Source organism: Terribacillus saccharophilus (genome assembly GCF_002272745.1).
GTDB lineage: Bacteria > Bacillota > Bacilli > Bacillales > Amphibacillaceae > Terribacillus > Terribacillus saccharophilus_B.
The window spans coordinates 552,057-573,402 of sequence record NZ_NPBD01000002.1 but is presented as its reverse complement, the minus strand read 5'-3'; the positions used below and the strand labels follow the sequence as shown (position 1 = coordinate 573,402).

28 protein-coding genes are annotated in these 21,346 nt (G+C 44.7%); 26 read left to right on the top strand and 2 right to left on the bottom strand.

The window, feature by feature from the left end:
- Positions 1-154: 154 nt before the first annotated feature.
- The 17 genes from CHH58_RS04700 to lysA all read left to right on the top strand — a co-directional run bounded on the left by CHH58_RS04700 (position 155) and on the right by lysA (position 14,010).
- Positions 155-364, top strand: coding sequence for a DUF4227 family protein (locus CHH58_RS04700; RefSeq protein ID WP_038561065.1), 210 nt, complete (start codon positions 155-157; stop codon positions 362-364).
- Between the two features lie 5 nt (positions 365-369).
- Entirely contained in the window at positions 370-1,254 is an 885-nt protein-coding gene (xerD, locus tag CHH58_RS04695) for a site-specific tyrosine recombinase XerD (protein ID WP_095226997.1), read from the top strand.
- Between the two features lie 24 nt (positions 1,255-1,278).
- Entirely contained in the window at positions 1,279-2,463 is a 1,185-nt protein-coding gene (gene deoB, locus CHH58_RS04690) for a phosphopentomutase (RefSeq protein ID WP_095262088.1), read from the top strand.
- Positions 2,464-2,465: 2 nt separating this feature from the next.
- A complete protein-coding gene (locus CHH58_RS04685; RefSeq protein ID WP_095226999.1) occupies positions 2,466-3,290 on the top strand; it encodes a purine-nucleoside phosphorylase in 825 nt (274 codons plus the stop codon).
- A 15-nt stretch (positions 3,291-3,305) separates the two neighbouring features.
- The gene (locus tag CHH58_RS04680; RefSeq protein ID WP_095232782.1) at positions 3,306-4,607 is read left to right on the top strand and encodes a pyrimidine-nucleoside phosphorylase; all 1,302 of its coding nucleotides are present in this window, start codon (positions 3,306-3,308) and stop codon (positions 4,605-4,607) included.
- Between the two features lie 106 nt (positions 4,608-4,713).
- A complete protein-coding gene (locus CHH58_RS04675) occupies positions 4,714-5,874 on the top strand; it encodes a D-alanyl-D-alanine carboxypeptidase family protein (RefSeq protein WP_095227001.1) in 1,161 nt (386 codons plus the stop codon).
- 98 nt (positions 5,875-5,972) lie between these two features.
- Positions 5,973-6,329, top strand: coding sequence for an anti-sigma F factor antagonist (spoIIAA, locus tag CHH58_RS04670; RefSeq protein ID WP_093879646.1), 357 nt, complete (start codon positions 5,973-5,975; stop codon positions 6,327-6,329).
- Positions 6,326-6,769 carry an anti-sigma F factor gene (spoIIAB, locus tag CHH58_RS04665; protein WP_095227002.1) on the top strand — a complete coding sequence of 148 codons (444 nt, stop codon included), beginning with the start codon at positions 6,326-6,328 and terminating at the stop codon, positions 6,767-6,769. Before spoIIAA ends, spoIIAB begins: the two co-directional genes overlap by 4 nt.
- Positions 6,770-6,778: 9 nt before the next feature.
- On the top strand, positions 6,779-7,534 hold the full coding sequence (sigF, locus tag CHH58_RS04660) for an RNA polymerase sporulation sigma factor SigF (RefSeq protein WP_095217964.1): 756 nt from the start codon (positions 6,779-6,781) through the stop codon (positions 7,532-7,534).
- 113 nt (positions 7,535-7,647) lie between these two features.
- Positions 7,648-8,271, top strand: coding sequence for a stage V sporulation protein AA (locus tag CHH58_RS04655; protein WP_095227003.1), 624 nt, complete (start codon positions 7,648-7,650; stop codon positions 8,269-8,271).
- Positions 8,252-8,668 (top strand): stage V sporulation protein AB, encoded by a 417-nt coding sequence (locus CHH58_RS04650; RefSeq protein WP_095227004.1) that lies wholly within the window; start codon positions 8,252-8,254, stop codon positions 8,666-8,668. The genes CHH58_RS04655 and CHH58_RS04650 overlap by 20 nt, the downstream gene beginning before the upstream one ends.
- A 15-nt stretch (positions 8,669-8,683) precedes the next feature.
- Complete coding sequence (spoVAC, locus tag CHH58_RS04645) at positions 8,684-9,145, top strand: stage V sporulation protein AC (RefSeq protein WP_095227005.1); 462 nt, start codon at positions 8,684-8,686, stop codon at positions 9,143-9,145.
- A gap of 4 nt (positions 9,146-9,149) precedes the next feature.
- A complete protein-coding gene (gene spoVAD / locus CHH58_RS04640) occupies positions 9,150-10,160 on the top strand; it encodes a stage V sporulation protein AD (protein WP_095227006.1) in 1,011 nt (336 codons plus the stop codon).
- Positions 10,161-10,162: 2 nt separating this feature from the next.
- On the top strand, positions 10,163-10,513 hold the full coding sequence (gene spoVAE / locus CHH58_RS04635; RefSeq protein ID WP_095227007.1) for a stage V sporulation protein AE: 351 nt from the start codon (positions 10,163-10,165) through the stop codon (positions 10,511-10,513).
- 7 nt (positions 10,514-10,520) lie between these two features.
- The gene (locus tag CHH58_RS04630) at positions 10,521-11,084 is read left to right on the top strand and encodes a stage V sporulation protein AE (RefSeq protein ID WP_095262087.1); all 564 of its coding nucleotides are present in this window, start codon (positions 10,521-10,523) and stop codon (positions 11,082-11,084) included.
- Positions 11,077-12,552, top strand: a complete 1,476-nt coding sequence (locus CHH58_RS04625) for a spore germination protein (RefSeq protein ID WP_095227009.1) — start codon at positions 11,077-11,079, stop codon at positions 12,550-12,552. The genes CHH58_RS04630 and CHH58_RS04625 overlap by 8 nt, the downstream gene beginning before the upstream one ends.
- A 159-nt stretch (positions 12,553-12,711) precedes the next feature.
- Positions 12,712-14,010: a diaminopimelate decarboxylase gene (lysA, locus tag CHH58_RS04620; protein WP_095227010.1), complete on the top strand. Its 1,299-nt coding sequence runs from the start codon at positions 12,712-12,714 to the stop codon at positions 14,008-14,010.
- A gap of 35 nt (positions 14,011-14,045) precedes the next feature.
- Here the strand turns inward: lysA and CHH58_RS04615 are convergent, their stop codons facing one another.
- Positions 14,046-14,486: a peptidylprolyl isomerase gene (locus CHH58_RS04615; RefSeq protein ID WP_038561014.1), complete on the bottom strand. Its 441-nt coding sequence runs from the start codon at positions 14,484-14,486 to the stop codon at positions 14,046-14,048.
- Between the two features lie 351 nt (positions 14,487-14,837).
- Here CHH58_RS04615 and CHH58_RS04610 point away from each other — a divergent pair, with 351 nt between their 5' ends.
- Complete coding sequence (locus CHH58_RS04610) at positions 14,838-15,191, top strand: GNAT family N-acetyltransferase (protein WP_095217955.1); 354 nt, start codon at positions 14,838-14,840, stop codon at positions 15,189-15,191.
- Positions 15,192-15,239: 48 nt separating this feature from the next.
- Here the strand turns inward: CHH58_RS04610 and CHH58_RS04605 are convergent, their stop codons facing one another.
- Positions 15,240-15,320 (bottom strand): YjcZ family sporulation protein, encoded by an 81-nt coding sequence (locus CHH58_RS04605; protein WP_038561009.1) that lies wholly within the window; start codon positions 15,318-15,320, stop codon positions 15,240-15,242.
- Positions 15,321-15,457: 137 nt separating this feature from the next.
- Here CHH58_RS04605 and CHH58_RS04600 point away from each other — a divergent pair, with 137 nt between their 5' ends.
- From CHH58_RS04600 to resA, 8 genes are all read left to right on the top strand, one after another.
- The gene (locus CHH58_RS04600) at positions 15,458-16,210 is read left to right on the top strand and encodes a segregation/condensation protein A (RefSeq protein ID WP_093879651.1); all 753 of its coding nucleotides are present in this window, start codon (positions 15,458-15,460) and stop codon (positions 16,208-16,210) included.
- Positions 16,194-16,766 (top strand): SMC-Scp complex subunit ScpB, encoded by a 573-nt coding sequence (scpB, locus tag CHH58_RS04595; RefSeq protein ID WP_095227011.1) that lies wholly within the window; start codon positions 16,194-16,196, stop codon positions 16,764-16,766. The genes CHH58_RS04600 and scpB overlap by 17 nt, the downstream gene beginning before the upstream one ends.
- Before the next feature lie 51 nt (positions 16,767-16,817).
- On the top strand, positions 16,818-17,672 hold the full coding sequence (locus CHH58_RS04590) for a superoxide dismutase (RefSeq protein WP_249275030.1): 855 nt from the start codon (positions 16,818-16,820) through the stop codon (positions 17,670-17,672).
- Between the two features lie 101 nt (positions 17,673-17,773).
- On the top strand, positions 17,774-18,829 hold the full coding sequence (locus tag CHH58_RS04585; protein ID WP_095262086.1) for a D-alanyl-D-alanine carboxypeptidase family protein: 1,056 nt from the start codon (positions 17,774-17,776) through the stop codon (positions 18,827-18,829).
- Positions 18,823-19,416 carry a nucleoside recognition domain-containing protein gene (locus CHH58_RS04580; protein ID WP_095232778.1) on the top strand — a complete coding sequence of 198 codons (594 nt, stop codon included), beginning with the start codon at positions 18,823-18,825 and terminating at the stop codon, positions 19,414-19,416. Before CHH58_RS04585 ends, CHH58_RS04580 begins: the two co-directional genes overlap by 7 nt.
- Positions 19,413-19,946, top strand: coding sequence for a spore maturation protein (locus tag CHH58_RS04575; protein ID WP_095227014.1), 534 nt, complete (start codon positions 19,413-19,415; stop codon positions 19,944-19,946). Before CHH58_RS04580 ends, CHH58_RS04575 begins: the two co-directional genes overlap by 4 nt.
- A 64-nt stretch (positions 19,947-20,010) precedes the next feature.
- Positions 20,011-20,751 (top strand): pseudouridine synthase, encoded by a 741-nt coding sequence (locus tag CHH58_RS04570; RefSeq protein WP_095217949.1) that lies wholly within the window; start codon positions 20,011-20,013, stop codon positions 20,749-20,751.
- 56 nt (positions 20,752-20,807) lie between these two features.
- Positions 20,808-21,341, top strand: a complete 534-nt coding sequence (gene resA, locus CHH58_RS04565; protein ID WP_095227015.1) for a thiol-disulfide oxidoreductase ResA — start codon at positions 20,808-20,810, stop codon at positions 21,339-21,341.
- Positions 21,342-21,346 lie beyond the last annotated feature (5 nt).

Sequence of the window (21,346 nt, the reverse complement as noted above, 5' to 3'; positions counted from 1 at the left end):
GAAGCCTTTCCAAGTAGATGGAAAAGGCTTTCTTTCGTTTCACTAACCAATTTACAAAACAACAGGAATGAGGTAACGTTATCCTGTACGTATAAATTCCGCTTTCTTTGGCATAGTCTGTTACAAAGACAAGTCAGAGAAAGGGGACGTATACATGAAGCGATTCATCTTCGACACCTGTAAACTTCTGCTCGTATTTGTAGCTTGCTCCACATTCTTCTATTTTGGATTACGGTTCATCCATAGTGAATATGAGAGCTATCACCGCTATGACCCTCCAGAGGGAAATGCAGTGAAAGTTGCAGCAATGGAGCAGGAAAGTCTAGTGGATAGGATGACGTTATTCTTCCGGTTAGGAGAGTAGGATACATGCAGGAAGCACTGGATGACTTTATCCATTATTTGCAGATCGAACGGGGTCTTTCGGAGAATACACTGCAATCCTACGCCCGAGATCTGCGTACATATGCAAGATATCTTCAGGAAAATGAAGTGCAAGAGTGGGCACACGTGACTCGAGCCAAACTGACTGCCTATTTGCGCTGGCTGCATGATGATGGGAAATCAGCTGCGACGATAGCACGGACATTATCCAGCATCAGACTCTTTCATCAGTTTTTGCTGCGTGAATATGGATTGAAGGAAGATCCGAGCATACATATCGATACACCGAAGAAAGAACGCAAGCTGCCGAAGATCCTTTCTTCTGAGGAAGTGGACAAGCTGCTCACATGTCCAGGAACTGATACATTGACGATTCGGAATCGTGCGATGCTGGAAACACTATACGCGACAGGACTGCGAGTATCAGAGCTTTTGGCATTGGAACTGGATGATCTGCATCTGGAAATGGGCTTTGTCCGCTGTTTCGGGAAAGGATCGAAGGAACGAATCGTTCCGCTTGGAGATATGGCTAAGGCGAGGCTGGAGGAATATTTGAACCGGTCCCGTAAAATCTTGCTAAAATCCAAAGCGAGCGACATTCTGTTTGTGAATCATCATGGAAATCCTTTATCTCGACAAGGATTCTGGAAGGTGTTGAAACAGATAGCCCGGAATGCCGGGATTCAGAAAGAAATCACCCCTCACACACTGCGTCATTCATTTGCGACGCATTTGTTGGAGAATGGGGCTGATTTGCGTGCTGTTCAGGAAATGCTCGGTCACGCTGATATTAGTACGACACAGATTTACACGCATGTAACGAAAACAAGACTGAAGGATATTTATAAAACACATCATCCTCGGGCTTAAAGATTTAAATTAGGAGGCTTTAACTTGGATTTCAAACGCGTATTTCTTATAGTAATGGATTCTGTCGGTATTGGAGAAGCACCGGATGCAGAAGCTTTCGGTGATAAAGGAGCGGATACGCTCGGTCACATCGCTTCTCACCGCGGCGGTTTGCAAATGCCGAATATGGCGGCACTTGGCCTTGGTAACATCCGAGAAGTAGAAGGTATACAGGCTGCTAAACAGCCAAAAGCTTATTACACTAAAATGCAGGAAGCATCTAATGGCAAAGATACGATGACAGGACATTGGGAGATCATGGGCCTGCGCATCGATCAGCCTTTTCGCACGTTTCCTGAAGGTTTTCCAGATCCATTGCTTGATGAACTGAAGCAGCGGACTGGACGCGGTATTATCGGTAATAAACCAGCTTCCGGTACAGAGATCTTGGATGAACTCGGAGAACAGCATATGGAAACTGGAGATATGATTGTTTATACATCTGCAGATTCCGTTTTACAAATTGCTGCCCATGAAGATGTCATCCCGCTTGATGAGCTGTACAAAATTTGTGAAATCGCACGTGAGATGACATTGGATGATCCTTATATGGTAGGCCGTATCATCGCTCGTCCATTCGTTGGTAAACCAGGTGCTTTTGAACGTACTTCGAACCGCCATGACTATGCATTGAAGCCTTTTGGCAGAACGACGATGAAGAGCTTGCAGGATGCGAACTTTGATGTCATTGCTCTAGGGAAGATTTCTGATATTTACGATGGTGAAGGCGTGACAAAGTCTGTTCGTACAAAGGACAATGACGATGGTATGACGAAGATTGTAGAAAGTATGGATGAAGATTTTACGGGCATTAGCTTCCTTAACTTAGTCGATTTTGATGCGAAATACGGTCATCGTCGGGATCCAGAGGGCTACGCACAGGCGCTGGAGGATTATGATAAACGGCTTCCAGAAGTACTTGATAAGCTGAAAGAAGACGATTTGCTTATTATTACAGCTGATCATGGTAATGACCCTGTTGCGCCTGGGACAGACCATACACGGGAATATGTCCCATTGATTGCTTATCATACTGGTACTGAGCAAGGAGAGGAACTGGAATTACGCAATACATTTGCGGATATCGCTGCGACAATTGCTGATAATTTCAGTATTGAAATGCCAGAGCACGGAACAAGCTTTTTACGAGCATTGAAAAAGGGGAAATGAAGATGCAGGCAGAAGCAATCAAACAGGCAGCAGATTATATTAAAGAGAAACTGACTAGTACACCAAAGATTGGCCTGATTTTAGGATCTGGACTTGGAGTACTGGCTGATGAGATTACAGAAACAACAGTCGTACCATATGGAGATATTCCAGGGTTCCCAGTTTCGACGGTCAGCGGACATAAAGGACAGCTTGTCATCGGGAAACTGGAAGGACAAGCTGTAATAGCTATGCAAGGACGGTTCCATTTTTATGAAGGATATCCGATGGAGCTCGTGACTTTACCTGTTCGTGTAATGAAGGCTCTTGGTGTACAATCATTGATTGTTACGAATGCAGCTGGAGGAATCAACGAAAGCTTCGAGCCTGGTGACTTGATGCTGATCACTGATCATATCAACAATATGGGCACAAACCCGCTGATCGGACCAAATGATGATGATTTGGGAGCTCGTTTCCCGGATATGTCTTCTGTCTATAGCAAAGAGCTATTAGGCTATGCGCGTGAAGTAGCCGCTAAAATCGGACTTGGAGTAAAGGAAGGCGTTTATGTCGGTAACACAGGTCCATCGTATGAAACAGGTGCCGAAGTGCGGATGCTTCGGGTTTGGGGCGGGGATGCCGTCGGTATGTCTACAGTTCCGGAAGTGATCGTTGCCAGCCATTCAAAAATGGAAGTTTTGGGTATTTCTTGTATCTCCAACATGGCTGCCGGTATCCTTGATCAGCCGCTTACGCATGATGAAGTGATGGAGACAACGGGTCAAGTAAGGGAAGACTTCCTACGTTTCGTAAAAGAAATTGTTAAGCAGCTTCCAATAAAATAAAGCAGGTGAACGAATATGAGAATGGTTGATTTAATTACAAAGAAAAGAGACGGCGGTACGCTCTCCAAAGAAGAGGTAGCCTTTTTCGTCCATGGTTATACAAAAGGGGATATCCCTGATTATCAGGCTTCTGCCTTCTTGATGACAGTCTATTTCAATGGCATGACAGAAGAAGAGACAGCTTGGCTGACAGAAGAGATGGCCAACTCTGGCGAAACATTTGACCTTAGCAGCATCGAAGGTAAAAAGGTCGATAAACATAGCACAGGCGGTGTAGGAGATAAAATCACCTTGATTACAGGACCGCTTGTCGCTGCTATCGGAATTCCGGTTGCGAAGATGTCTGGACGAGGTCTTGGTCACACTGGCGGAACATTGGATAAACTTGAATCCTTCAAAGGCTTCTCAATTGATTTGAGCCGCGAGCAATTCATGGGATTGGTGAATGAAAATAAACTTGCAGTGGCTGGTCAGACCGGTAACCTGGCACCAGCAGATAAAAAGCTATATGCGCTGCGTGATGTTACAGGAACGGTTAACACAATTCCACTAATCGCAAGCTCTATCATGAGCAAAAAGCTGGCATCTGGTGCGGAAGCGATCGTACTTGACGTGAAAACAGGTTCTGGCGCTTTCATGAAATCATTGGATGAATCCAAGAAATTGGCAGAAACAATGGTTAAAATCGGTAAGAACCTTGGTCGCCAGACAGTTGCTGTCATTACGGACATGAACCAGCCGCTAGGATTTGAGGTTGGAAACAGCAACGAAGTGAAAGAAGCAATCCAAGTGTTAAGCGGTGAGAAGATAACAGATCTACGTGAGATTTCTGTTGAATTGGCAGCTCATATGGCACTTTTAGCCAACAAATTCTCAAGCTACGAGGAAGCGCGTACGCATCTTGAAGCATGCTTGGATAACGGAACTGCATTGGCAGCTTTCCGTACGTTCATCGGCGCTCAGGGCGGCGATACGGCACTTGTCGATAAACCGGAACTATTACCTCAAGCTGATTATCATATTGAAGTCAAAGCACCTGTTGCTGGCTTCGTTCACAGCATTGATGCGGAAGGAATCGGAACAGCAGCTATGTATTTAGGTGCAGGCCGTGCGACAAAAGATGATGACATCGATCATGCTGTTGGTATCACTCTGAAGAAGAAGCAGGGAGATGCAGTAGAGCAAGGTGAAACAATCGCGATTTTGCATGCACGTGATGCACAAGCTGTGGATTCAGTGAATAAAGTTTTAGCTTCCTATACAATCGATACAGCTCAGCCTAATAAAATGGAACTAATTTACGACGTCATTTCCTGATTTAAAGCAGTCCTTTTCAAGGGCTGCTTTTTTTGTGTACAAAATATTAATAAATCATTTCATTTGGGAGATTCTAACTGTATTACCGTAAACGGAGGAACCTTAAATGAAAAAAATGAGTCTATTAAGTTTGCTGATTGCTTTCGTTATCAGTCTTATGGCACTACCATCACAGACTTTTGCTGCAAAACAAGAAGAAAAGACAGCTAAATCAACTATTTTAATCGAACGTGATACTGGCCGTGTCCTGGCAGGTGAGAATATGGAGGAACAGCTCCCGCCAGCCAGTATGACAAAAATCATGACGATGCTCTTGATTATGGAAGAAATCGAAGCTGGTAAGCTGCGATATGATGAAAAAGTCAGAGCAAGTGAGTATGCAGCAAGCATGGGCGGTTCACAAATATTCCTTGAACCTGGAGAAGAAATGACAGTGAAGGATCTCTTAAAAGGTGTAGCTGTGGCATCAGGTAACGATGCAAGTGTGGCACTGGCTGAGAAGATTGCGGGTACCGAAGATGGATTCGTCCAAAAGATGAACGAGAAAGCAAGAGAACTCGGGCTGACTCATACAAAGTTCCAAAATGTTACCGGACTTCCTGCTAAAGATCATTATTCGACGGCTAAAGATATGGCGATGATGGCCAGAGCATTGCTTGAGCATGAAGAAATCACTGAATTTACAAGTATTTATGAAGATTATCTGCGCAAGGACACCGACGATCCATTCTGGCTTGTCAATACGAATAAGCTAGTAAAGTTTTATCCTGGTGTTGATGGCTTGAAAACCGGATTTACGAAAGAAGCAAGATATTGCCTCACGGCTACCGCCAAGAAAGATGGAATGCGGGTTATAGCAGTCGTAATGGGCGCGGAGACACCAAAGCAGCGGAACAATGAAGTGTCCCAGTTGCTTGATTATGGCTTCAACCAGTATACGATAAAGCAGCTTTATAAACAGAACCAGACCGTGGCCAAGCTTGATATGCTGAAGGCTCGCAATAAAGATGTTCCAGTTGTGACTAGCACGCCAGTGTCGCTGCTTGTCAAAAAAGGGGAAAAGCTTGGAGAATTGTCGACGGAAATCGTATATAAACCAGAGCTCTCCCTTCCGCTAAAAGCCGGGGAACAAGTAGGTGTGCTTGAGTTAAAAGCCGATGGTAAACATGTTTCTTCAACGCCGCTCATCATGAAAGAAGACGTTCCAAAAGCAAGCTATTGGCTGCTGATCAAACGCAGCTTTGACGATGTGGTGAAATTCCGCTGATTCTGACTAAACGTGCGAGTTTCTTCTATTTTTGTCACTCGAAAGGTATTCGCCTTTTTCTGCAGAAATCTATAAGCAGATAAGGGAGGAGAAAAGCTATGGGGTTGACAGTTGATTATGAATTGAAGGAAACCATCTTGCTGGCACGTCTAAATGGGGAGCTCGATCATCACACAGCGAGCGAGTTGAAAGAAAGCTGGCAGCTTGCCCTGCAGCAGCCTGGAATCAAGCATATGGTACTTAATCTGGAATCTCTTTCATTTATGGATAGTTCTGGTCTAGGTGTCATTCTTGGCAGATATAAAGAACTGAAAGCAGAAGGAAGGGAAATGGTTGTCTGCAGTCTGACACCGGCTGTAGATAGACTGTTTCAGCTATCCGGGCTATTCAAGATTATCCGTTTTGAAGAAAATGAGCGCTACGCGCTGGAAACTTTCGGGGTGGTATTATCATGAACACGAATATGATGCGGTTTTCCTTTTCGAGTCAAAGCAGGAACGAAGCTTTTGCTCGTGTAACAGTTGCATCCTTCGTCTCTCAGCTGGATCCGACAATGGACGAGCTAACCGAAATCAAAACAGTCGTTTCTGAAGCTGTAACCAATTCTATAATCCATGGCTATAATTCAGATCCAGACCAGATGATTACAATTATTTGCACACTGTCTGATGATGAAGTGGAATTAATCATTCAGGACGAAGGTGTAGGCATTCCGGATGTGGATGAAGCGATGGAACCCCTTTACACATCAAAGCCTGATTTGGAACGTTCCGGTATGGGCTTTACGATCATGGAGAATTTCATGGACCATGTATATGTGCATTCCACAGAAGGCGAAGGCACAACAGTGACGATGAATAAGCAGTTCAATCGAAGCAAAGCCATGAGTCAGTAGGTGGGGCATATGGATGTATATTTGAAACAGCAGAAGGCAAAAGAACAATTGACCGATAAGCAAGTGAAAACATACATCCAGTTAAGTCAGAATGGTGATAAAGAAGCAAGGGACATCCTTGTCGAAAGAAATGTACGGCTCGTCTGGTCTGTCGTCCAGCGTTTTATTAATCGCGGCTATGATCCTGATGATCTGTTCCAGATCGGCTGTATTGGGTTGATTAAGTCAATTGATAAATTCGATTTGTCATATGACGTACGCTTCTCGACATATGCGGTACCGATGATCATCGGAGAGATTCAACGTTTTATCCGAGACGATGGCAGTCTGAAGGTCAGTCGTTCACTTAAAGAAACAGCTAATAAAGTGAGAAAGAAAAAAGAAGAATTAACAAAAGAACTCAATCGAGTGCCGACCATTCAAGAAATTGCCAAGGAGCTGGAGCTGTCACCGGAGGATATTGTCCATGCGGAAGAGGCTGCCAAACTACCTCATTCAATCCATGAGACAGTTTTCGAAAATGATGGAGATCCTATCACTTTATTGGACCAGATTGCCGAACAGGACGATAACTGGTTCGATAAGCTTGCCTTACAAGAAGCGATTCAATCACTTGGTGAAAGAGAGCGACTCATCGTATACTTGCGGTTTTATAAGGATCAAACACAATCGGAAGTATCTGAACGGCTCGGTATTTCCCAAGTTCAGGTTTCTCGGCTTGAAAAGAAAATATTGGCTAGCATCAAAGAGCAGTTGGAAAAGTAGCTTTTGCACATTGTGCAGAAGCTTTTTTTATTTCCTGTAATTACCAGCATGTTTTCCTGTGCTTTTCCCATACTAAGTACAGAAACCCTTCTTCATAGGAGGAGAGGTGTATTATGCCAGCTATTGTATATATCCGGTTCATCCGGAAGATCACTACTTCTCCAGAATCCGTGATCAAGCTCAAAGATATCGCGCATATCGCGAATGCTGGAGATTATAAGGAGCGCATGCTCGACACCGTCATATACCGAATAACTAAAAAAGACAGCAATATCGTTGTCCTAGATTGTTTTTCGGTATTTCAGCAGCTGATGAAGCTCTTTCCGGAGCATGAACTACAGCTGATCGGTGCGGAACAAACGATTGTCCATGTCCAGCATGCAAGGAAACGCACTGTATGGCCTCTCGTCATTCTCATCTGGCTGCTTTTGTTCATAGGGTCGGCTATGACGATCATGAATTTTCATTTCGATGTTGCGATGGAGCCGGTGCAGCAGCAGATTCACTTTCTATTGACTGGAGAAAGGCTTGTGCATCCGCTGTGGCTGCAAATTCCGTACAGCATTGGCATTGGAGTGGGGATGATTCTCTTTTTCAACCATGTATTCAAGAAGCGTTTGAATGAAGAGCCTAGCCCTCTGGAGGTAGAAATGCACAAATATCAGCGTGATATGGATGTTTATGTAGCTTATCACGAAAACGAATTGGAACAGCAGCATGTGGATCGCCACAGTTGAATTGCTGATTGGGCTCAGTGCCGGGCTTGCAACTGGAGCAGGATTTGTTGCTTTTCTGACTGTACTAGGTATTATTCCGAGATTGGTGCAGCTTAGCAAGACACAGAATTTCCTGATTTCATATGAAGCAGGTGTCACTGCCGGCGCGTTCGCCGGAACGATTCTTTCCTTTCACTATTTTCATTTTCATGCGCCGGCTCTTCTGATCACGCTTTGGGGTCTTTTGCATGGTATATTCGTCGGAATGCTTGCTGCAGCTTTGACAGAGGTGCTGAATGTATTCCCTATCCTGACTAGACGAATTGGTCTGGATGGTAGTCTGATCTGGTTCTTTATGGCAATCGTCCTGGGGAAAATCACCGGATCTTTGTTCCAATGGCTTTTACTTTCCTACTAACTAAGAGGTGACATCATGGATTCCAAGTTCAAGAAAGAAAATTACAACGATACAGCGAAAACGTACTATCCGAAAGTCCCATACTTCAGAAATTGTTTAAAAGCTTTCTTTGTAGGCGGCTTCATCTGTCTCATTGGAGAGCTGCTAACTAAGTTTTACATGCAAGTCTTTGATATGTCCCAGCAGGAGGCTGGAACGCCTACTGTCACAACACTAATCCTTATATCTGCGATATTGACAGGACTTGGTGTTTATGACCGAATCGCTCAATTTGCTGGAGCAGGTTCAGCAGTGCCAGTAACCGGATTCGCCAATGCAGTGACAAGCGCTGCTTTGGAATATAAGTCGGAAGGTTATGTGCTCGGTGTGGGTTCCAATATGTTTAAACTTGCTGGCAGTGTCATTGTATTCGGGGTTACGTCGGCCTATATTGTCGGCATCATCCGGTATATATTCAGCCAGCTGATCGGGGGATGAAAAAATGGTCAAACTTGGTAAGCAATCTTGGACGTTGAATCAGCGGGTTTATATTCAAGAATCAGGAACAAGTGTAGGACCGAAAGAAGCAAGAGGTCCATTAGGAGATTCCTTCGATAAATCTTACGATAATTTATACTGCGGTGAAGATAACTGGGAAATGGCAGAAAGAAAGCTCTTGCAGGATGCTATACAAATAACGTTGGAGAAAGCTGGTTTGAAGCAGCAGCATATTGATATGTTTATCGCTGGAGATCTTCTGAACCAAAATGTGAGTGCCAATTATACAGCACGTGACATGGATATGAGCTATCTCGGTATGTTCGGAGCTTGCTCCACTAGTATGGAAACGCTGGCTGTAGCATCACAATTGGTCGATGCAGGAGTGGCAGATCGCATTTTGACGGCTGTCTGCAGCCATAATGCAACAGCAGAGCGTCAATTCCGTTTCCCAACCGAATACGGTAATCAGAAACCAGCTACAGCAACCAGTACAGCAACTGGAGCTGGATGTGCACTAGTAAGCCGTGAAAAGAGTCAAATCCGAATTGAAGGAGCGACGATTGGTAAGGTAGTCGATTTCGGTGCAACGAACGCATTTGACCTTGGTAGCGCAATGGTTCCGGCAGCATATGACACGATCAAGCGGCATTTGAGCGATTTTGGCCGTACACCTGCTGATTATGATCTGATTGTGACTGGTGACTTGTCGAGTGTCGGTTCTCCTATCTTGAAGGATATGCTCCGCAGTGATGGAATCAACATCGATGCCGTACATAAAGATTGCGGCAACTTGCTTTATAACAGTGATCAAGGGATGCTTGCCGGCGGCAGCGGGACGGCCTGTTCCGCAATTGTAACGTACAGCCATCTTTTGGATGAGATGCGGAAGGGGACCTACAAACGGATACTGGTTACCGCAACCGGTGCTTTAATGAACCCGACATTGTTACGACAGAAGGAATCCATACCAGCTATTGCGCATAGTGTCGTACTCGTTAGGGAGGAGGGATAAGCATGGACTTTTTTTGGGCATTTGTAGTCGGCGGATTGATTTGTGTTCTCGGTCAGCTGCTTTTAGATGTTGCTAAACTGGATGCTGGACATGTGATGAGTACCTTCGTCGTTCTGGGCTGTGTGCTAGATGGATTCGACTTGTATGATAATTTGCTTTCTTTCGCGGGTGCCGGTGCTTCTGTTCCTATCACTAGCTTTGGACATTCCCTGCTTCACGGTGCAATGGAACAAGCTGATAAACACGGTTTTTGGGGCATTGCACTCGGAATGTTCCAGCTGACATCTGCAGGGATCGCTGCCGCTATTCTTTTCGGATTCCTAGTGTCTGTATTCTTTAAGCCAAGGGGCTGAACCCTTTATGAAGAGAGTAATTCTGATTACGGACGGAGACGCTTATGCAAAGCGAACAATCGACTATTTAGCTAAGAAAATCGGCGGGACTTCTCTATCTTATTTGGCTGATAATCCGATGACAGTTGAAACTAAAACTATGGTTGATGCTATCCATGCTGCTGAAGTAGAACCGATTTATGTCCTTCTTGATGATGGAGGGGTACCGGGTGTAGGTAGCGGTGAACTGTTGCTTCAGACTATCGCTGATGATCCGGAAATCAACGTGATTGGTGCCTTGGCGGTTGCAGCTCATACGCAAAACCGGGAATGGAGTCGCGTCAGCTTCTCAATTGACCAGGATGGGGAACTGCAGCCATTCGGTGTAGATAAGGAAGGCGTTATTACAGAGGAAATAGGTCGTATCAACGGCGATACGGTGTATCTGCTCGACCAGCTGGATCTCCCTTTAGTAGTCGCAATTGGAGATATCGGCAAGATGCATGGCAAAGATGCAATCGAAATTGGATCTCCAATTACAGAACAAGCGCTTCGCATCATCCTAGAAAGGGAGGGAAGCAGAAATGGCTAGTGAACAAATAACACCGATTCCGGCTAAGGTCGATGACGTAAATGAGTTTATGAAGGAGCGTGTTGGTGTCGGTGTCTCCTTCGACGTCGGTCACCGCACCTTGATCATTCTCAAGAAAAAAGTGGAAATCTACTACACCACCGGTCTTGCGGACGCTGAGGTTGTGCAGCGTGTGCTTTCGAAATTGATGAGTATCAATGATGACGAAAGAAACACAAACAAAGTTTCTGAAATCATCGAAAACCGATTGGTTCACATGCAAGTGAAGCGGACAGAAAGTATCGATGATTGTGTCGATCAGTTCCTTTCAGGATTGATTGTCGTATTCATAGATGGCTGTGAGTTTGCTTTTGTTGTCGACACAAGGTCCTATCCGGGTAGACAGCCGGAGGAGCCCGACACAGAGAAGGTCATCCGCGGACCTCGGGATGGGTATACGGAAAATATTATCATCAACACTGCTTTGACGCGCAGAAGGATTCGGGACGAACGGCTTCGACTGGAAATGATGCAGGTAGGAGAAAGATCGAAAACAGATATTTGTATCGCTTATATCGAGGACGTTGCTGACCCAAATTTAGTAAAGCTGATTAAAAAAGAATTGAAGGAAATCGAAATCGACGGACTTCCGATGTCTGATAAATCAGTGGAAGAATATCTCGTAAAGCAAGGAAATAGACCATTTCCTCTTGTGAGATATACTGAAAGACCAGATATTGGCGCAGTCCATCTTTTTGAGGGGCACGTACTTATCATTGTTGATACGTCACCAAGTGTCATCATTACACCGGCAACTTATTTTTCTCATTTGCAGCATGCTGAGGAATACAGAGAATCGCCTGCTCCTGGAACATTCATTCGCTGGGTCCGCCTGACAGGGATCTTTGTATCATTGTTCCTCTTGCCGTTCTGGTATTTGATTACTGTTCATCCTGAATTACTGCCACAAAGCATCGACTTTATCGGTCCCAATAAGGATGACGGACATATACCATTATTCCTGCAAATCCTCCTTGCAGATCTTGGTATAGAATTCCTCAGACTAGCTGCAATCCATACGCCTACACCGCTATCTACGGCAATGGGTCTTATCGCAGCTATCCTGATCGGTGAGATTGCCATTAACGTAGGGTTGTTCACACCAGAAGTAATTCTTTATGTAGCGGTTTCTGCTGTTGGTTCCTTTGTTACACCGAGCTTCGAGCTTAGTGTGTCAAACAAAATAACAAGACTCTTCTTCCTCGTTGCAACAGCTATTTTCGGGGTTCCGGGATTCGTCATCAGCATCACATTAGCCATTCTGATTCTTGTAGGGACGAAATCTCTTAACACACCGTATATGTGGCCGTTTATTCCTTTCAATATGAAAGCACTTCTGGAGATTGCTTACCGGACACCAGTTCCGTTGACAAAGTATCGTCCATCTATTACCAACTCTCCAGATAAGACAAGGGCACCGAATTCTTAGTTGCTAGAAAAATGAGAATATGGTACGTTTACTCTATCTATTTTTTACGACAGTACGGATAGTGTAGCGTGTGAAGCGAAAGCTCATCTTCTTCCTATGCGGAAAGATGGGCTTTGTTTTATGCCTTATCCGATGAAACCGTTGTTTGGAGGTTATTTTATGCAGCACCCTTTTGTAGTAAATGATCAGCACATTCTGGAAATAGGCGGAGTAGATGCCGTCACATTAGCCAAAAAATATGGTACACCTTTATTTGTTTACGATGTCGGCGTTATCCGGAAAAATGCAAAGGCATTTGTCGAAGCATTTGAAACATTGGGAGTCAAAGCTCAAGTCGCATACGCCAGTAAGGCGTTTTCTTCGGTTGCGATGGTGCAGGTAGCGAAGCAGGAAAAACTAAGCTTGGATGTGGTCTCCCGCGGAGAACTGCATACTGCTTTGAAAGCTGACTTTCCGACTGAAAAAATTCACCTGCACGGGAATAATAAAAGCTATGAAGAACTTTCAATGGCTGTCGAGCATAACATCGGCTGTGTGGTTGTAGATAACTTCCATGAAATTGCCTTATTGGAAGCGGTGTTGAAGGAACAAGGAAAACAAATGGATATCTTGCTGCGTGTTACGCCAGGCATCGAAGCACATACACATGATTATATTTTGACAGGAAACGAGGATTCGAAGTTCGGCTTTGATATTAGCAATGGACAAGCTGAGGAAGCATTTCGTAAAGTGAAAGATAGCAAAGTGATCAGAATGAAGGGGCTGCATTGTCATATAGGTTCCCAGATTTTCGAAACCGATGGCTTTCTGATGGCAGTTGGCAGGCTGTTCGAGCTTATCAAAGCATGGCAGAATGATTACGGTTATGCACCTGCAGTACTTAATGTAGGCGGCGGCTTTGGTATCCGATACACAGAGAACGACGAACCGCTTCCATTGTCCGATTACATCCATGCATTGGTAACGCGAATTAAAGAAGAGGCCGAGGAAGCGTCAATTGAGATGCCGGAAATCTGGATTGAGCCAGGAAGATCGATTGTCGGAAATGCGGCAGTTACGCTTTATACGATCGGTTCTGTTAAAGAAATTCCTGGTGTGCGTAAATATGTGTCTGTTGATGGCGGGATGACGGACAATCTTCGTCCAGCTCTTTATAAAGCTGTTTATGAGGCTAAAATTGCTAACCGTGCTGATGAGCAAGCAATAGAGACAGTCTCTATTGCTGGTAAATGTTGCGAATCAGGAGATATGCTGATTTGGGATATCGATTTGCCAAAAGCAGAGGCTGGAGACTTGCTCGCAGTTTTCAGTACTGGCGCTTACGGTTACGCGATGGCAAACAACTATAACCGCTTTGGCAGACCAGCTGTTGTCTTTGTCGAAAATGGAGTTGACAGACTTGTCGTCAGAAGAGAAGAAGCTGAGGAACTAACAAGGCTTGACCTTTCTTATGAATAAAAAAATCCTGTATGCATGATGCATACAGGATTTTTTTATTCTTCGTCGAAAACTTCTACAGTTTCCATTGTGTCGCCGTTTCTCATGTTGCGAGCGATTTCCAATCCGGAAGTTACTTTACCGAATACAGTATGAACACCGTTCAAGTGCGGCTGAGGCTCGTGCACGATAAAGAACTGGCTGGAGCCTGTATCTTTACCTGCATGCGCCATGCTCAAGCTGCCGGCTTCATGCTTATGAGGGTTTCCTTCTGTTTCACATTTGATTGTTGTACCGCTGCCGCCAGCACCAGTGCCAGTCGGGTCGCCACCTTGGCTCACGAAGCCTGGGATGACGCGGTGGAACGTTACGCCATTATAGAAACCGGAGTTCGCGAGCTTCTCGAAGTTCGCTACTGTGTTTGGTGCTTCCTCCGGATATAGTTCGAATTCAATTTTATCGCCATCCAGCATTAGGATGTAACCTTTTTTAGCCATTTGCTTGTCCTCCTAAATTAAAATGAGTATGTACTCGTGATGATTCTACCACAAAAACCCTTCCTCTCGCCAGATTCTGCTTCTGCCTTTTGCATGGAGTGCGAATTGTAGGAGAAACTACCATAGAATTTCTTTGTTGTAGTCCGGCAGTAAGCTTATGGAGAAAATACAGGATGTAAAGTTGACAAAAAACGTAGATAGGTTTTAAATAAGACTACGTACGGCAGGAGTTGAACACAGTTGCAGGATAGTGACAAACAAGAGAAGGTACTTTTTTGGGTCATGATGGGAGCAAGCTTCTTATTCCTTCTGTCTTTGATCGGAAAGTTATTTTCTTAATGAGGGGTTATTATGCTAATACGATACAAGAAGTCAATGGAAAAAATCGCAATGGGACTTTTATCTTTCATGCCAGATGTAAAAGAAGTAAAAAAATTGCAGCAGACAATTCAGGAATACAATAACAATCCGAATTGGCACTTGTTTCTTTGGAAAGATGAAGATGATATTCTTGGAGCACTGGGCGTCGTGATCGATGAGGATAAGGCCATCGTACAGCATATTTCGGTCGATCCATCTCACCGAGGCAATGGCATCGGCAAGCAGATGGTTTGTGAATTACGTAATATGTATTCGCCGATGCATCAAGTCACTGCGACGGATGAAACAAAGAATTTCCTTGAGAAATGCGAAACAGAAGCTTAAAATAAAAACCAGCCTCCTAAGAAGGCTGGTTTTCTTTATGCGCTCGGCTTATAGCCAAGCAGCACCTACGATGATTAGAAGAATGAAAAGCACAACGATCAAAGCAAATCCTCCGCCGTAGCTACCCATGGTGAAATTCCTCCTTTATAAAGTGTGACTCAGATAAAAGCCAGGATGTCTGAACATTTATCTTACGGTATAAGGTATGTCGGGAAGTAAGCTAGGGTATGGGCGGTTGTGAACTTTTTTCGGAAGGAGGAGATTTTATGCAAGGATACAGTGTGAAACTGGATGGGTTTGAAGGCCCGCTTGATCTGCTCCTGCATTTGATTAACCAATATGAAATCGATATTTATGACATACCGGTGGCGGTGATCACCGAGCAATATATGCACTATATACATACGATGCAGCAATTGGAATTGAACATTGCCAGTGAATATTTAGTGATGGCGGCAACGCTTCTTGCTATGAAAAGTAAGCTGCTTTTGCCGAATCAAGCAGCACTCGATGAAGAAGCAGCAATGGAGGAGGAAGATCCTCGAGATGAGCTTATGAATCGCTTGATTGAATATCGTAAGTTCAAAGAAGCAGCGGAAGAATTAAAAGAAAAAGAGCTATCTGCTGACAAGCTTTACACAAGACCGCCAGCACCGCTTCCGGATAAACCGGAGTTGAAACCGCTCGAGCCAGGTGAAGTTACGGTCTATGATATGGTAGCTGCGTTGCAGCGTGTTTTTCGCAGAAGGGAATGGAGCCAGCCGCTCGATACGAAAATCCAGCGTGCAGAAATTTTGCTGGAAGATCGAATGGGAGAGGTACTGCATTCTATTAAAGCCAGAAAAGAAGGGGTCGATTTCTTCGAATTATTCCCGGAACGGACGAAGCAGCACATTGTCGTCACCTTTATGGCTATATTGGAATTGATGAAAAAACAGCAAATTTTCTGCAAGCAAAAACAGCATTTTGATGAGTTAATCGTATTTGAAATGGGGATGCACGATGGAAGTACCGTATAACAGTATTCTGGAAGGGCTGTTGTTTGCAGCCGGTGATGAAGGTTTGACAAAGAAACAGCTTATGCATGCATTGGAATTAGGAGAAAAAGAAGTCGAAGAGGAATTGGCAGCACTTAGGGTGGCCTACGAATCACCAGACCGCGGTTTATCTATTATGGAAATGAAAGGTGCCTACCATCTGACAACAAAATCAGAGCATGCAGCTTATCATCGTAAACTGCTGGATTCTCCGCAAAACAGCAAGCTATCGCAAGCGGCCCTTGAGACACTGGCGATCATAGCATATAAACAGCCAATCACAAGAATCGAGGTTGAGGAAGTTCGCGGTGTTAAGAGCGAGAGGCCGATTCAGACACTTGTTGCCAGAGGCTTTATAGAAGAGAGCGGCCGCAAGGAAGGCATCGGCAGACCGATCTTATATGTTACGACACTTGCTTTTCTTGCTTACTTTGGTTTACATACATTGGATGACCTGCCTCCTTTACCGGAAGGAACCGATGACCCCGAAGGAGAAGCAGATTTATTCTTCGAAGATTTTCCTGCCGAATCGGATTGACAAGATTCCCCTAGCTGTACGGGTACATATGCTAGGGCGAGGTGAGTGATCTTGAACAACAGAAATTATCTGGAAGCATTGTTGGAATGGAGTAAGGCAATGCAGGAACATGCAGGAGAGGCTTCAATAGAGGAATGGGAACCTGATCTACGTGAACTGCAGCATAACCTGCAGCAGACGCTATTATCTGCGGATTCTATTGCACAGGAAGCTGTGTTGCAGCTTCGTCAGGATGCAGAAAGGTTAGCAGCCCGAGCAGAGCAGGCCAGCCGTCAGAATAGGGTCCAATGGGGCCAGCATAGACTGCCGCCACTTCCTTACCGCTTTGATGCACTAGAGCCGCACATAAGCAGAGAGATCATGGAACTGCATTATACAAAACACCATCAATCCTATGTTGATGGATTGAATAAAGCAGAGGAAATGCTGTATGTAAATCGAGGGAACAAAACAAGCTCGGACTATAAGCATTATTTAAGAGAGCAGTCCTTCCATGGTTCCGGTCATTTCCTTCACACGATTTTCTGGTACAATATGTCGCCAAATGGCGGAGGAGAACCTTCCGGACAGCTGGCGCAGCAGATTCGAAAAGATTTTGGATCCTTCCAGAGGTTTAAGGACATGTTCTCCAAGGCTGCGGACAGTGTCGAAGGAGTAGGCTGGGCTATCCTTGTTTGGGAGCCGAGGTCGCAACACTTGGCCATTCAGACACTTGAAAAGCATCAGCTTTTCAGTTTGGCAGATACAATTCCTTTGTTAGTCTTAGACATGTGGGAGCATGCATATTATCTGCAATATAAAACAGAAAAGAAGCAATATGTGGAAAACTGGTGGAACGTCGTCAATTGGGCGAATGTGACACAAAGATTTCAAACTGCCAAGCAAGTGAACTGGGCACCATTCTGAGTGAAAGACCCCTATCCATACGGATAGGGGTCTTTCACTTGTTCATAAGCTTGTCTTCTGTGCATACACTGATGATAGATGACTAAGGGAGGGTTTGAAACATGTTCAAGCGCGTTCTGGTTGTAATGATGGTTATAATCCTCAGTGCGATGCTCCTGCCAGGGCAAGCGGCCGCCAAACCTGGAGTATCTGCAGATGCTGCCATCCTGATGGAGCTTTCTACTGGCAGAATTTTATATGAAAAAAACGCATCTGATCCGAAGCGGATCGCCAGTATCACAAAAATCATGACCGCTATCATCGCTATCGAATCAGGCAAGATGGATGAAGAAGTCCATGTCAGTAAAAATGCAGTATATACAGAGGGATCCTCCATTTACCTGGAGGAAGGAGAGGAAATACCGTTGAAAGATCTTGTATATGGGCTAATGCTTCGATCTGGAAATGATGCTGCCGTAGCTATAGCTGAGCATGTGGGCGGCAGTGAAGAAGGATTTACACATTTGATGAACGAGAAAGCGGCATGGCTTGGCATGCAGGATTCTCATTTTGATAATCCGCACGGTCTGGATACCGAAACACACCAAAGCTCCGCATATGACATGGCATTATTAACGAAGTATAGCATGCAAAATGAGACCTACCGTAAGATTAGCGGGACGAAAACATACAAAGCCGATTCCAAGATGTATGCCTGGGGAAATAAAAATAAGATGCTCACACGTTATTATGATTACTCTACTGGCGGCAAGACAGGCTATACGAAAAAGGCGGGCCGGACACTTGTTAGTACTGCAGAAAAAGATGGAATGGAACTTGTAGTCGTCACGATAAACGACCCGGATGACTGGCGTGATCATATGAATCTCTTTGAATGGGGATTCGATGAATATGAGCTTACCAAGCTGAAACAGTCTGAAACAGGCACGTCACTTATTTATCCGCTTTCCGAGCAGGAAAAGAAACAAGCACATACGATGACGCAGCTCCTGAAAGAGGACAAGCAAAAGGAAAAACAGCAGATTGGTGCCGATGTTTATTATTTGAACGAAAAGAAAATCGGTACAGTGCCAATTTTCGCAGTCCCGCAGACACCGACGCTAGCTGGTTCTACAAAGCAACTTTTTGATGATATGGCTGGTGTCCGCTTATGGTGAACTATATATGGGCAATCATGGCGATCGGCGGCATTATTTATGCCATGATTAATGGCACGATGGATGAAGTAAATAAAGCTATCTTCAAAAGTGCAGATGACGCAGTGGTGCTTGCTATCAGTTTGATTAGTGTGATGGTATTTTGGCTCGGAATCACAAAAATAGCAGAAGCCGCCGGACTTTTAAAAGGTCTAGTGCGGCTGGCTAAGCCATTCATAGCCAGATTATTTCCGGACATTCCGAAGGATCACCCGGCAATGGGATATATCCTGTCCAACTTGACTGCCAATTTCTTTGGTTTAGGAAACGCTGCGACACCTATGGGAATCAAAGCGATGGAAGAGATGAAAAAGCTCAGCGGCAGTCCGAAAGCAAGCCGTTCAATGATTACCTTCCTTGCTATCAACACTTCAAGCTTGACGCTTATTCCTACTACAGTACTTGCTGTTCGGATGAAATATGATTCGCAAGCACCGACTGAGATTGTCAGCGCAACCTTGCTGGCTTCTATCATCTCATTTATCGGAGCCATTCTGATTGATCGGCTCTTTTATGAAATCAGGCGGCGGAAGGAGCGGCATCTATGACTCTGCTTACGACCGCCAGCATCTGGATCATTCCTTGTCTGATTCTTGTCGTACTAACAATTGCAACAGCGAAACGACTGCCGACCTACGAACTGTTTGTGGATGGCGGAAAAGAAGGTATCAGTCTGGCTATCTCAATCCTGCCTTTTCTGCTCGGGATGCTTGTCTCCATTGCAATTCTTCGGGCATCCGGTGCATTAGATGCGATTATCGGTCTGATTACACCTTTTTTGAGTTTTATCGGAATGCCTGCTGATATTGTCCCGCTGGCACTCGTCAGGCCGATCAGCGGAACAGCCGCACTCGGAATGACAACAGAGCTGATTGCGACCCATGGTCCAGACTCTTTTATTGGCAGACTGGCTTCTGTTCTTCAGGGGAGTACGGATACGACCTTTTATGTGCTGACTGTATATTTTGGTGCTGTCGGTATCCGTAAGATGGGAGATGCATTAAAAGTTGGACTGTTAGCTGATGTTATTGGTATAATGGCTTCAATCATAGTAGTAACGATTATATTCGGAGCATGAGAGGCGTTGACAACCGTTAACGCTCTTTCTTTTGTTCCTAATGATAAAAAGTGAGGATCAGTAAATGGATAAACAAGCAGAACGCCTGCAGAAAGTAATCGCACACAGTGGCATTACATCAAGAAGAAAAGCCGAGACGATGATTTTGGAAGGAAAAGTCAAGGTTAACGGCAAGGTTGTAAAGGAACTTGGCATTAAAGTAACAGATAGAGACACCGTTGAGGTAAATGGTATACCGCTTGAAAAGGAAAAGTCCGTCTATTATATGCTTTACAAACCCCGTGGTGTCATTTCAAGCGTACAGGATGAGAAAGACCGGAAAGTGGTGCTCGATTTGATGCCGGATGTGTTGGAAAGAGTCTATCCGATTGGCCGTCTGGACTATGATACATCAGGCTTGCTGCTTTTGACGAATGACGGAGAATTTGCCAACATGCTCATGCATCCAAGCCAGAAGATCGACAAAGTGTATGTGGCCAAAGTTAAAGGCATACCTTCCCCCGAAGAACTGAAACAGCTGAAACGAGGCATTATGATAGACGGGCATAAATGTAAAGCTGTCTATGCGAAGCTGATGAGCGCTGATAGAAAGAAGAATACGAGCCTCGTTCAAATTATCCTTCATGAAGGACGTAACCGTCAGGTGAGGAAAATGATGGAGAGAATTCAATTTCCTGTTCAGAAGCTAAAGCGCGAAAGATACGGTTTCCTAACACTTGAAGGGCTTCAGCCAGGTGCGTATCGTAAGCTGACCCCTGAAGAAGTACATCGCATTAAACAGGAATACAAAGAAAATCGTAAATAATTTGTCAAAATTGGCAGCCAGCCGACGTGCTATACTTGGCAAAGAGGTGAGGATACGTGACACCTATTCGTAAACGGCGTTTCATTGTACGCCTGACAGTGCTTGCCATACTGGCTTGCCTTGTTTTGATAGCATGCTGGCAGTTGTTGGGAGAAGGGAAGGCGTCAAAAGTGGAAGCAGGACAGCAGGCTCCTGATTTCATGCTGACGGATTTACAGACAGGTCAGGAATTCAAGCTATCCGAAAAGCACGGCAAAGGTGTTTTAGTCAATTTTTGGGCAACCTATTGCGAGCCTTGTAAGCAGGAAATGCCTTTATTCGAAAAGGCATCTCATACATATGAAAATAAAGATGTAATTTTTGCTGCTGTCAATGTGGACGAAAACAGCGTTGTTATTGAGCGTTTCTTAGAGCTGTATAATTTGTCCTTTCCAATCTTATTGGATAATGGACAAGTGATGGAAGCATATGGAGTAGATGCGTTGCCGGCTACGTTCTTCATCTCCGCTGACGGAACAGTCAGCAGGACGGTTTATGGTCCGTTAGAGAGGGAGCGGCTGGAGGAATATTTGGATGAGATTGTGCCTTGAGAAAA